The following is a 12,376-nucleotide window of genomic DNA, read 5'->3' as shown; positions in this document are numbered from 1 at the left end:
GCAGTTAATAATTTAATGGGCTTTTTATTTTAATTAAAAAAAACAACATAGGGATATGTAGATGAAAGGCCTTTTCAGTCAGAATAGATGAAATAAGAAAAATCTCATTTAATAAATAATATGTTTTTATCTAAGAAATATTATTAATTTCATTTTTTAGTTTTCATTCAAGAATAAAAGTGGTGAACATGAATTTTCGTTTTCTTTTTTTATCCGGTACTCTGCTCACATTTCCATTTTATGTTGCAGGCGATCCCTCACAGGCTGTTAATCAGCAAATTAATAACCAGATTAGCCAAGATAAATCTCGTCAACAACAAACTCAGTTAGACGCTAAAGATGTCTTAGGAAAAAAACAAGAACGGGCAAACAATATTTTGTTGTTTGACGATGAAGAACACTGTTTTGATATGAAAAAAGTTATTCTCGTCTCTGAACCAAAATTACCATCAATGCGCCCTCTTGAAGCTTATGCAAACCAAGTGGTCGGTGTCTGCATTGGCATTAAAGGTGTCGAAATACTCGCTAAAGGCTTGCAAGATAACATCATTAAATCAGGTTATGTCACCACCCGAGTGAATATCCCCGAGCAAAATATCAGCGAAGGTATTTTGACGTTAGAAATTATTCCGGGCAAAGTTGCTAACGTAAAATTATCTGAAGATAGTGATACCTATATTACGCTGGGTGCTATCATGCCAGCAAAAGAAGGCGATATTCTGAATATTCGCGATATTGAACAGGGTTTGGAAAACTTGGAACGTATCCCTGGCGCTAAAGCAAATATTGAATTATCTCCGGGCAAAGAGTTTTCAACATCCGATATTACTATCCAAAGGGAAAAATCCCCCCATGTTAACGTCGGGGGTTATTACAATAACTCAGGCAGCCGCCAAACGGGTAAAGACCAAGTCGGTGTGACAATCTATGGTAATAATCTGACCAGTCTGAATGACACCGTATATATCTCCGCAGGAAAAAACCTGAAAAACCAAGAGCGATACAGTACAAGTAATGCTGCAATTTACTATGCTGTTCCCTACAATTATTGGCTTTTTTCTCTCTATGCCAGCAAAAGTGATTACAAGCAAACTATTAAAGACGTCGTTAGTTATAAATATTACGGTGACAGCAAATATTACAATGCCACCGCCAGTAATGTTTTCCTACGTGGGCAAACATTCAAAGATACCGCATCAATTCAGTTAATTAAGCGAAAATCAGAATACAAGCTGGAAGATGTTAAACTCTTATCTCAAGAGCGTAACTTAACCACGTTTAAGGCTGGCGTAAACCATCGACAAAACATTGATAACGCCACGTTGGATGCTTCCCTTAATTATCAGCTAAATGTTCCTTGGCTAGGCGCCGAGCAAAGTTGGGATATGAAATATGGAGACGCAAGCCATATGGCTCGTGTATATACGCTCGATGTTTCAGGTATGATCCCAATCGTTTTTGATGATTTCGTGATGAGCTACAACCCGCAATTCTTTTTACAATACACTAAGGATAGGTTAACCATTCAAGATCAGTTTTCGTTGGGTAATCGCTGGACAGTGCGTGGTTTTGATGAAGAGTATTCGCTCATTGGCGATAAAGGCTTCTATTTAAGAAATGAATTTAACTTTTATATTCCAGGTTTTTCTTTCTATCCTTATTATGCGCTCGACTATGGCCGTGTATTTGGCGGTGTATACCCTCTTGGTCTTTATTCCGATGACCAACTATTAGGAACGGCAATTGGTATGCGTGGAAATGTGAATATCTTCAGTTATGACTTATTTTTAGGCGCCCCTCTGTATAAGCCTGACGAATATGAAACCAATAGCGTCAACGCAGGGTTAAATGTTCAATGGTTTTGGTAAAAAATAATTAAACTCTGATACTTAAAACCAAATGCTGCTTACTTCGCATTTGGTTTTCTATTTAATTTCGTGACTGTTACCGCACTTTATTAAATAGACTTATCATTTCGCTCTTTACAATTTTATTAGATTAATTTCTTAAATAAGAATAATTCAAACTTAGTTTAAAACCCACTTATGTGACTTAATTGTTACAGAATTGTGTGTTTTAATTTTTAATAAAATGAAAAAACGAAAAATCCGGGAATATAAATATCCCCGGATTTCCTACTGCACTCTATTCCATCAGAATTCAGGTATTAACCTGTATTGCATCCTATCAAATTTATTAGAAGCGATAACCTGCCCCAAACATAAATACAAATGGGTCTAAACGAGTGTCAATTTTTTGCTGGCCTAATGTTTCATGCTTAAATTTCACATCAGTCTCTATATTCATCCACCAAACTGATGCGTTCAACATCCAGTTATCAGTCAACATATAGTCCATACCTGCTTGTGCCGCAAAGCCCCATGAGCTTGATAAATCTAAGTCAGACAAGCCATTAGCTTTGCCTGTTGAGTTAAATTTTTCATCAAAGAAGAAGGTATAGTTAACACCTGCACCTAAATAAGGACGCAGTTTATCTTGTTTGCTACCAAAATAATATTGTGCCATTAATGTCGGTGGTAAATGTTTAACAGTTGCAATATTACCTAATGGGCCAACGCCTACCTTATGTTCAAATGGCGTTGCCGCTAATAATTCCACACCGATATTATCAGTAATCATATACCCAAAGGTTAAACCTAATTGCGTATTATTATTAACATCAAATGAACCTAAGCCTAATACGTTTTCAGATCCCGCATTTGGGCGAACTGTAGCTGTCCCCGTACGGAAAATAAAATCGCCAGCTTCATGAGCAATAGAAGCAGCTGGAGCTAAAGTTGCAGCCGCTAATACAAGCGCAGTGAGTTTTTTCATTATCAATCCCATTCCTGTGTTTTTATTTTAGTAAAATATATCGCATTATATAAATTGATGTTCAAATCAAGATCACATCTTTTACCAATTTATAGGTAATCCAATAAATATGGTTTTATTATTCCATCTATTCTTTTTTTAATTTTGATTTAAATCAATTTTTGGAAAATAACTAATAAAATAAAAACTTGATCCTTAAATTTATATATTTTCTCCATACATTAAACATATATTTAAAATGCAATTTAAGTAATTTTAATTAGCCCTTTCAATTAATTTGGTTAAATATTGAGAATGATTCACTTTACATACTGACGTTAACTTCCCGAATTTTCTTATCTTTCTCTACCTCTATGTCTGATACTCGGTTACAATTGCATTAAAATTTTGATCCCGTTTGTAGATAGGAGCAGTTAAATGTCCATTTCGGCCAACTCACTCATCAGTGACAGCGTTAATTTTTTCAAAAATCAACTGAGTGGCCTTTTCACCATTGTTGTATTAGCAACGGCGGTGAGCCTCGTGATTTACGCAATGATGATCCCGAATGAACAAATGATTGGTGTGCTTGCTCAAGCACAGAACCAAATGATTGAGTCAGGGAATGCAGGTTTACAAGATTGGATATTAGGCCTTTCAGAACAAGACAAAAGCAGCATCCTGCGTGTTTCCTTTGGGTTAATTCTATCTGTCACGCTAGGCAGCTTAGTGCTTATCTGTGGTACTTTATCCTATATTGCAGGAATGTCCCGCGGTGAAGCGATGAATGCGACACAAGCACTTAGCGCTTCATTAGGCAAAGCCCCTTCGATGCTTTTGCTACTGGTTGTTTGCTCTCTCCTCGTTCAACTCGGCATCACGATTATGGTGCTTCCTGGTATTGTCCTCGCAATTGGTTTTTCTTTAGCCCCAGCAATCTTAATTAATGAGCGTACAAACCCGTTTAGCGCGATGGGCAAAAGCTGGAAAATGGCTTATGCAAACTGGCGTGTTGCCCTGCCAATGATTTTAATTTGGATGGCGACACAGATGCTGGTGAGTGTGTTATTAAGCAGCTTACAAATGAACCACATTGTCCTTAACGGTATTTCATTCCTCCTAAATAATATCGTTGCTGCCTTCGCCTTAATTTATTTCTATCGCTTATACATGCTAGTCAATAAAAACGCTTAATAATGTCTATTTTAAAAGGGAGCCAAATGGCTCCCTTTTAATTTCCAATTTAATTAATTCGGATATGTCTCAATGTGGCTTTATTTTTAGGTAAGCGACTCAGCTACATCTTCACCATCCCCTTGTTGTTCTACATTACACTTCTCTTCTTGCATTTTTCTGTCTTCGACACATTTGATTTGAATTTGTTGCTTACTTTGAATCAAGCGAATTGCAAAATAAATATCAGGAACAACTAATAAGTCATCATCTGAGCGTCTAATTTTATTTTGTTCTAGCCAACGTTTAATTGAGGTACGGCGACCTGCCAACACCAATGTGACGCCTTTCGCTTTCAAAGACGTGACAATGTCATTAAGGGTTGAAAATACGCTTACATCATTATGGGTAAAGCTCACCGCGGCATCGACGATAACCCAAGCAGGCCTCTTTAATTGGTTATCTAAATGCTTATTCAGCCGTTCTTTAAAGTAATTCACATTAAAGTAGGTCAGCGGAGAGTTAAAACGGTAAATTAATACGCCTTCAATTGGTTGAATATCATTATCTGATGTTATCGAATGTAGCATTCCTTGCTCATCCACACCAAGTTGTTGGTCAGTCGGCCTAAATATCACTCGGATAAACTGCAATAAACCTAATAATACCGCTAAGCCCACTCCACTAATTAGCCCAACGAGCAGTACAGCCACTAACGTAAAGACACATAAGAAGAAAGCTTCTCTATTACGCTTACGCATGGATAAAATGCTGCGAAAACTAATTAGAGAGAAAGTCGAAACAACCAGTACCATTCCCAATGCAGGCATCGGAATATATTCCAATAAATCCATAGAAAATAACAATACAGCTAAAATCGTTAAGGCCGCAACAATAGAGACTAGCTGTGTTTTACCGCCCATCATATCGTTAACCGCAGTACGGCTACTTGCCGCGCTCACCGCAAAACCTTGGGAGAATGCAGAGGCAATATTGGCTATCCCTAACGCGCGAAGTTCCTGATCCGCATCAATGGCATAGCCATTTTTACTGGCGAAACTACGCGCCGTCATCATGAAACTCACAAAGCTAATGACCGCCAAGTTCATTGAGGGGATAACTAAGTCTCGTAACAGCCCCGGAGGAAACTCAGGCATGGGTATAGAAGGTAGCCCTTCGCCGAGATCCCCAACAATGCTAATACCATACTGCTCAAGATTAAAAACAATACTGGCAAGCGTTGCGAGAACCATCGCTATCAATAATGATGGCCACTTACTGCGCACTCGTTTGATAACTAATGTGATTGCTAATGTTGCCGCTGCAACCAATAAAGTTGGTATATGTGTTTGTGTTATCGATTGAGGAAACGCAATAAGGCGCTCAATAAAACCCGCAGGTAATGTGGTAATACCAAAAATTTTACCCATTTGGCTCACCACGATGGTTAGTGCTACACCATTTAGCAAGCCCTGTAGTATCGGGCGAGAGAGAAAATCGGCAAAGGTTCCTAAGCGAAATCGCGCGGCAATTAAGCACCAAATGCCTGTCATCAAACTCATGACGATGATTAACTGCCAGCGAACATTCTCATCCCCCATCGCAAGCGGCGCAACCGCAGCTGCTATCACCGCACAGGTCGCCGCGTCGGGGCCGATGATTAGTTGCTTCGATGTACCAAACAGTGCATAAAAAAACATCGGAAGGATACAAGCATACAAGCCAACAATGGCGTTTACCCCCATTAATTCGGCATAAGCAATCGCAACAGGTAATGCCACTGCCGCAACAGACAATCCTGCTTTCACATCAGGGCCTAAGTCTGAAAGCTGATAGTTAAACAGCGTTTCTAAACCGGGCATCCAGACAAATAGCTTCGCCTTTATCATCGAGGAAAAACACCTATAAATTAGTAAGTTAAATTATCCAAAACCTTATTTATATCCGAACTAATAAAGTTTATCTAGAAGTAAGTCAAATAATAGTAAAATTGTGCAAATATGATTGGTAACAAGGCATGTTTATTGGTAAAAAGGTGCAAACTTTTAACAATTAATGCCAATATCGGTTAAACTACTCTATTATCTTGACGTTGAGGCGCTGTATTCACTGTTATGAAACAACTTATTGATTTTATCCCTCTGATTATCTTTTTCATCGTGTATAAGCGATATGACATTTTTTACGCCAGTGGGGCCTTAATGGTCACGACGCCACTCGCGTTGTTAGCTACTTATCTTATTTATAAAAAAGTCGAAAAAGTCGCTAAAATTACCTGTGCTATTGTGATGGGGTTTGCTGCCTTAACGCTGATTTTCCACAGTGATGCATTCATTAAATGGAAAGTCACTATTATTTATGGTGCATTCGCAATCGCGTTATTATTTAGCCAGTGGTTTACTGAAAAACCCTTAATTCAACGCATGCTGGGAAGTAACCAAGAAATTAAATTAGCTGACAGTTACTGGAACAAACTAAATAGTGCTTGGGCTATCTTCTTTATTTTTTGTGCGGTATTAAATATCTATGTCGCCTTTTGGATGGCACAAGACATTTGGGTCAATTTCAAGGTGTTTGGGCTAACAGCGGGTACGCTGATTTTTACTGTATTAAGTGTGGTGTATATTTTCAAAAATATGACCAAAGAAGCGGTTGAAAAGCACGAAGAATAATCATTTCGTTGAATTAAAAAACCTGCTTAATCTGATTAGCAGGTTTTTTTGTTTTTAAACTAATCTCGGTTTTGTCCAAACGCTTTTTCAATCTTCTTATCCGTACTGTACTGTGATAATGCATATACAGACCAGATAGCAGCGGGTAACCAACCAATTAACGTCAGTTGTAAAATCAAACAAATTATTCCGGCAAACGGACGTCCAATCGTAAAAAATTGCAACCACGGTAATAATATTGCCAAAATGAGTCTCATAAATTCTCCTCAAATACTCATCAAAGGTTTATGGTTTAAGTATAGGTAATCTAATCAATTGACTAAATATAAAAAACACTTCTAGCGTTTTCTTTGCATAACTCTAACTTTCAGTCGAAATTAAACACTGCACGCCGATGTTTTGCTCTATTTATTGTGTTTTACTGGCTAAATACGTTTTATTGATAATACTTGAGTAATAAGTCAGTACTTAGAGTTTACTTGAGTATCGGTAATTTGCTATAAAGCTAACTAGACGTTTTTATTCCCTTTTTTAATAAGAGTCAAATATGCAATTACCAAACGGTGAATTGGTTTTACGAACCCTAGCCATGCCAGCAGACACAAATGCCAATGGTGATATTTTTGGTGGCTGGTTAATGTCACAAATGGATATTGGCGGTGCTATTCTTGCAAAAGAAATTGCGCTCGGCCGTGTTGTTACCGTCGCAGTGAATGGCATAAAATTTCAAAAACCTGTCGCCGTTGGCGATGTTGTCTGTTGCTATGCGCGTTGCTTAAAAACGGGTAAAAGCTCAATTACGATTAATATTGAAGTGTGGGTGAAAAAAGTGGCAACTCAACCTGTAGGCCAGCGTTACCGCGCTACCGATGCGGTCTTTACCTATGTGGCGGTTAATGATGACAATACTCCGCGCGAGTTACCAACCGAAAAACAGCATTTTCAATTAGCCAGTTCTGAACAAATCACTGAATAATCATCTTATTCATTCTCAAATAAAAAAGCACCTAATATAAGGTGCTTTTTTATTATCTTAATCAGTAAATTATACTTGACTAACCGTACCATCAAGTTTGAAGTAAATTTCTGTGACATAGCCTTTTGCTGGTTGTTTTTCGAATGTCCAACGGTTCATTGCACGTTTAACATCTCGCTCAAACAAGCCTTTAGGTGACACTTCAACAAACTCAATATTCGTCACACGACCACCATCATCAATATCATAACGCACTTTAACATAGCCTTCTTTCCCTAAGCGGCGCGCGCGTTCAGGATAAACAGGAGCTTGTTTATGTAACGCCCTTGGGCCACTTTTCGCAGTAGACTGGCTATTGCTCGCCCCGGTATTTTTCGCCGTCGTGACAGGGTTATTGTTGGTTTTCGGTGCCGTTGCATCTGATTTGATGTTATTCATCGCAAGTTGTTTTTCAACTGGCTTCACATCTTCTTTAATTTTTTTCTTTTCTTCCTGTTTTGGTTTTGGCTTTTTCTTCACTTCAGGTTTTTTCTTTGGTAATACAATTGCCGGTTCAACCACAGGTTCGGGTTCAGGTTCGATAATCGGCTCTGGCTCAGGCTCGGCAGGCGTTTCAACTTCCTGAACAGGCTCTGAAGCAGGTTCAGGGGCAGCAAAAGCAACCATCGCAATCGTCATTGGCTCAGGGTCCCTCGCCAAATTAGGTTGATTAAAAATCCATGCCATCGCAAGGCCAGCATGAATAGATAACGAGATGACGATTATTAAACTCCAACGGATCCAACGCATATGCAATTTCTACCCTACACCTGTCTACCTAAAAGAATATAGTCGCTAGTTTAAATGCAAATAGCAATCATATTCAATAAGGTTTGTCATACAAAGTGAAAAATGTGAATGTGCGCCTTAATAACCTTACTCAACCCATTGAGTAAAAAGCAGTGAGTGTCGACGGCGATAAATGTCGATTTTGCGCATCGCATAAATGTGCATATTGCGTCTTGAATGCCCTTCTAGCCAGCGTCGGCGACGACGTTGCACTTGCCTTAACATTCTCCAGCGACCGACTTCATGCCTACTACGTCTCATTTTTTTTTTGCCCTTTTTTATGAAAAAATCATGCGAGAAAAATATTATATTCCTTTGAAAAAAAGAGCCAAGAAGAACTTGTAGATAGCCCTTTCAGGACCGCAGCTTAGTCTCAATCATGAACTATTAATGAACGAAACTATTATTTCCTTATGAATTGTCTATTACACAAAGCTTTTACTGCAAAATTTTGCTAAATTCTATTAAGTTAATATATTGCTCACTATTTTTTCAGGTAAAACTTCTTTTTTTGATGGTATTTCCCTATTAGCGAGAGGCATTTAATCCATTATGGCAACTGTTTATACCCTTATGAGTTGGCTTCTATTTTTCCTTTACTGGCTACTTATTGCAGCGATCACTGTTCGCATTTTAGTAAAAAGAAGGCCGGTGACCTCCGCAATGACATGGCTGTTGATTATTTATATCCTTCCTTTAGTTGGGATCATTGCCTATGTCGCCTTTGGTGAACTTCATTTAGGGAAACGCCGTGTTGATAAAGCCCACCATATGTGGCCCTCTGTCGCGACATGGCTCGAAAACTTACGTCATTCAAAACATATTTTTTCTAGTGAAAACAGTTCAGTAGCAGAACCACTTTTTCAACTTATCGAAAAACGCCAAGGCATCGCTGGGGTTAAAGGAAATCGCATCCAGCTATTAACCACTTGCGAAGATTCATTAAAAGCCATTGTAAATGACATTAATAATGCACAACATTCTATCGAAATGGTGTTCTATATTTGGCAACCTGGTGGTTTAGTCGATGGCGTGACGGAAGCTCTGTTAAATGCGGCTAAACGAGGTGTTAAGTGTCGTATTATGGTTGACTCTGCAGGGAGTTGGCACTTTTTTCGCAGTGATTACCCTGCAAAAATGCGTGCAGCAGGTATTGAGTTTGTCGAGTCGCTAAAAGTCAATTTAATGCGTTTCTTTTTACGCCGAATGGATTTACGTCAACACCGCAAAATCGTCATTATAGATAACTATATTTCATACACGGGAAGTATGAATATGGTCGATCCTCGCTATTTTAAACAAGACTCTGGCGTCGGCGAGTGGATTGATATTTTAGTGCGTATGGAAGGCCCTGTGAGTACTACATTAGGGATTGTATATGCCTTTGACTGGGAAATGGAAACAGGCCAACGTATTTTGCCACCGCCGCCTGACAGCAATATTATGCCGTTTGAGCAAGCCAATGGGCACACAACTCAAACTATCGCATCTGGCCCTGGCTTCCCTGATGAACTCATTCAACAATCGCTGATGACCGCCATGTTTTCTGCTCGTAAGCAGCTGATCATGACGACGCCTTATTTTGTCCCTAGCGATGATTTACTGCATGCGATTTGTACCGCTGCCATGCGAGGTGTGGATGTCAGTATTATCATGCCAAGGCAGAATGATTCGTTCCTCGTTCGCTGGGCAAGCCGTTCATTTTACAGTGAATTACTCGAAGCTGGCGTAAAAATTTATCAATTTGAAGATGGCTTATTGCACACCAAAAGTGTTTTAGTTGATGGCGAACTCAGTTTAGTGGGCTCTGTTAACCTCGATATGCGCAGTTTATGGCTCAACTTTGAAATCACTGTCGTTATCGATGATAAAAGTTTTGGTAGCGATCTGACGTTAGTTCAGTATGATTATATGGCTCGCTCGACACGTTTAGAAATTGAAGAATGGGAACAACGCCCATTCTGGAACCGTGTGGTTGAGCGTGTTTGTTATTTCTTTAGCCCATTGTTATAGCGTAAATGAATTAGGAAAGGTCATGACTGAGAAACACAATACACATTTAATCGATGAAGACGATATCATTGAAATGGCTTATGACCTTTTCCTCGATGGTGCAATGGATAACCTAGAGCCTGCTGACCAACTGATTTTTGCCTTACAGTTTGAAGAGTTGGGTGCGGCTGAAATTGTGGATTTAACGGATAGTTGGCAAGGTATTCTGGCGAATGACGTAAATTTATCCCAGTTCAGTGAAGTGATTATTGGGTTAGCAAAAAGTCCCGATGACGAACTTGACGATATTTTTGCTCGTGTCTTAATTAGCCGCCATCCCACAGAGCCTTTCCATCATATTCTGTGGAAAAAATAGCAAGCAATTGAGGGGCATTCGCCCCTCTTTTATTGCTAAGTAAAATCACCTTCAATAGCAAATTTCTTAACAAATCGAAAAATGTTATTTCGAATATATTCATCTTTTTCTTTCGGGTATTTCTGCCACGCCATTTCTAAATAAGCAATCCCCTCTGGGGTTACGGTCTCAGTACGAATAAAAGCTTGGACTGCGATTAACGCTACTCGAGGGTTATCAGAAATCATTGCGGAAAAATACTGACTTATTTTTGTCGCCAATTGAGTGTCTGCGGCGGCGGCATAAAGTGCAGCAACCGTAATATCTGGGTTATTATGGCAAAAAAGATGTTGAAAGCTCTCGACTTTTACATCCTTGATTTCTTTGAGAATATACCCTGAGAAACTCACAAAATCAGCACAGTCAGTCTGTGCTAACCGTGATAATATCAGTGATTGATAACCTGTAAATTGGTTTTTTTGGTACCAAAAGATAGATTGAACAGCGAGCTTATTAAGTTCACGATCCTCACTCTTCAATGCATCCATTAAATAGGGTTTTGATACATCAAAAGAAAACTTCGCCAGCACGCTTAATGCTTTTTGGCTTAATTCACCATTTCCACTCTTAATGATTGATTCTAAAAATAAAGCACCATCATTTGATAATCGAGGCAACTTGGTTAATCCATTGAGAACATCAATATTTTTAATATCACTATCCCCTTGCGAATATAAAGCAAGAAGTGTTTGTTCATTACCTCCCAATCGATGACCAAACCAACTGGTTTCATAGCCTTGAATAACTTCATCTAACCAACGTTCATACCATTGCGTAAAACTCTTTTCATGAGAGAAAATATAAGGCTTTGGTGAGTCACACCAACCATTTGTGTATATCACTCGCCCTGCATATTCCCCAGTAATCACTAATAATAAATCATATTCACATCCACAGGTTCCAAGGTAAAAAATACCTTGGTGAATATAATTTTCTCTTTCATCGAATTCTTCATCACTGCAATCCTCATCAAGGAAAGTCAGTTTTTGCCATTCCTCTTCACTCATATCAGGGCTTAAAATAGAAGGTAAAGCCGCTGTTTGATCAAAGCGGCTTTCACTGTCTTCAAAACGGACAATGCCGTAATAAGGCCCTAGCCCCCCATTACCAATTTGTGTTAAAAACTGCACAAAATCTTGTGGTAATGTCGCCCCTGTTCGCTTTTGCCATTTTTCAATATCAGCTAAAGCAATGACAGGGTTTAGTTCATATTCATGACTGTCTGCACCAAATAGGTCTAACTCGCTATCCACTTGTTTAACCAGTGGGATTTTTTCTCGAATTCGAGCTAATACGTCGTCCGGATACTGTTCATTAATCTGCTGCCATTGGCGTAAAATCGCCTCTTCGTCCTGAGAAAAATCAGTCACCATTGATTTTTAAGCCCTTATTTAATTATTTATATGAATAACTAATTTATTAACATATTTTACATCCATTGTTCATTAACAATTATCTGAACACGGCTAAAAACGTTATTTTTAAGATTAATAACAAAAAAGCAGA

General features: G+C 38.8%; 12 protein-coding genes. 6 read left to right on the top strand and 6 right to left on the bottom strand.

From position 1 onward, the window contains the following. The first annotated feature begins 188 nt into the window (after nt 1–188). Nucleotides 189–1,868, top strand: coding sequence for a ShlB/FhaC/HecB family hemolysin secretion/activation protein (locus ABWP91_RS00840; protein WP_353241570.1), 1,680 nt, complete (start codon nt 189–191; stop codon nt 1,866–1,868). 328 nt (nt 1,869–2,196) lie between these two features. Here the strand turns inward: ABWP91_RS00840 and ompW are convergent, their stop codons facing one another. Then, nucleotides 2,197–2,835: an outer membrane protein OmpW gene (gene ompW / locus ABWP91_RS00835; RefSeq protein WP_272539867.1), complete on the bottom strand. Its 639-nt coding sequence runs from the start codon at nt 2,833–2,835 to the stop codon at nt 2,197–2,199. Nucleotides 2,836–3,252: 417 nt separating this feature from the next. Here ompW and ABWP91_RS00830 point away from each other — a divergent pair, with 417 nt between their 5' ends. Beyond that, on the top strand, nt 3,253–4,008 hold the full coding sequence (locus ABWP91_RS00830) for a YciC family protein (RefSeq protein WP_353241569.1): 756 nt from the start codon (nt 3,253–3,255) through the stop codon (nt 4,006–4,008). Between the two features lie 86 nt (nt 4,009–4,094). Here the strand turns inward: ABWP91_RS00830 and ABWP91_RS00825 are convergent, their stop codons facing one another. Further along, on the bottom strand, nt 4,095–5,876 hold the full coding sequence (locus ABWP91_RS00825) for a SulP family inorganic anion transporter (protein WP_353241568.1): 1,782 nt from the start codon (nt 5,874–5,876) through the stop codon (nt 4,095–4,097). Between the two features lie 225 nt (nt 5,877–6,101). Here ABWP91_RS00825 and ABWP91_RS00820 point away from each other — a divergent pair, with 225 nt between their 5' ends. Next, entirely contained in the window at nt 6,102–6,659 is a 558-nt protein-coding gene (locus ABWP91_RS00820; RefSeq protein WP_353241567.1) for a septation protein A, read from the top strand. Between the two features lie 59 nt (nt 6,660–6,718). On the opposite strand, the gene ABWP91_RS00815 is transcribed toward ABWP91_RS00820, so the two are convergent. Then, nucleotides 6,719–6,916 carry a YqaE/Pmp3 family membrane protein gene (locus ABWP91_RS00815; protein ID WP_353241566.1) on the bottom strand — a complete coding sequence of 66 codons (198 nt, stop codon included), beginning with the start codon at nt 6,914–6,916 and terminating at the stop codon, nt 6,719–6,721. A 290-nt stretch (nt 6,917–7,206) separates the two neighbouring features. Here ABWP91_RS00815 and yciA point away from each other — a divergent pair, with 290 nt between their 5' ends. Beyond that, entirely contained in the window at nt 7,207–7,635 is a 429-nt protein-coding gene (yciA, locus tag ABWP91_RS00810; RefSeq protein ID WP_353241565.1) for an acyl-CoA thioester hydrolase YciA, read from the top strand. Between the two features lie 69 nt (nt 7,636–7,704). On the opposite strand, the gene ABWP91_RS00805 is transcribed toward yciA, so the two are convergent. Both ABWP91_RS00805 and ABWP91_RS00800 read right to left on the bottom strand, forming a co-directional pair. Further along, entirely contained in the window at nt 7,705–8,424 is a 720-nt protein-coding gene (locus tag ABWP91_RS00805) for a TonB family protein (RefSeq protein ID WP_353241564.1), read from the bottom strand. Between the two features lie 126 nt (nt 8,425–8,550). Next, complete coding sequence (locus ABWP91_RS00800) at nt 8,551–8,724, bottom strand: YciY family protein (protein ID WP_206086122.1); 174 nt, start codon at nt 8,722–8,724, stop codon at nt 8,551–8,553. Nucleotides 8,725–9,015: 291 nt separating this feature from the next. Here ABWP91_RS00800 and cls point away from each other — a divergent pair, with 291 nt between their 5' ends. Beyond that, the gene (cls, locus tag ABWP91_RS00795) at nt 9,016–10,476 is read left to right on the top strand and encodes a cardiolipin synthase (RefSeq protein WP_353241563.1); all 1,461 of its coding nucleotides are present in this window, start codon (nt 9,016–9,018) and stop codon (nt 10,474–10,476) included. A gap of 22 nt (nt 10,477–10,498) precedes the next feature. Then, nucleotides 10,499–10,831 carry an HI1450 family dsDNA-mimic protein gene (locus ABWP91_RS00790; protein ID WP_353241562.1) on the top strand — a complete coding sequence of 111 codons (333 nt, stop codon included), beginning with the start codon at nt 10,499–10,501 and terminating at the stop codon, nt 10,829–10,831. Nucleotides 10,832–10,866: 35 nt separating this feature from the next. Here the strand turns inward: ABWP91_RS00790 and ABWP91_RS00785 are convergent, their stop codons facing one another. Further along, nucleotides 10,867–12,243, bottom strand: a complete 1,377-nt coding sequence (locus tag ABWP91_RS00785; protein ID WP_353241561.1) for an SMI1/KNR4 family protein — start codon at nt 12,241–12,243, stop codon at nt 10,867–10,869. Nucleotides 12,244–12,376 lie beyond the last annotated feature (133 nt).

This window comes from Providencia sp. (assembly GCF_040396775.1).
Taxonomy (GTDB): Bacteria; Pseudomonadota; Gammaproteobacteria; order Enterobacterales; family Enterobacteriaceae; genus Providencia.
The sequence above is the reverse complement of the archived record's forward strand: the minus strand, read 5'-3'. Positions and strand labels throughout refer to the sequence as shown.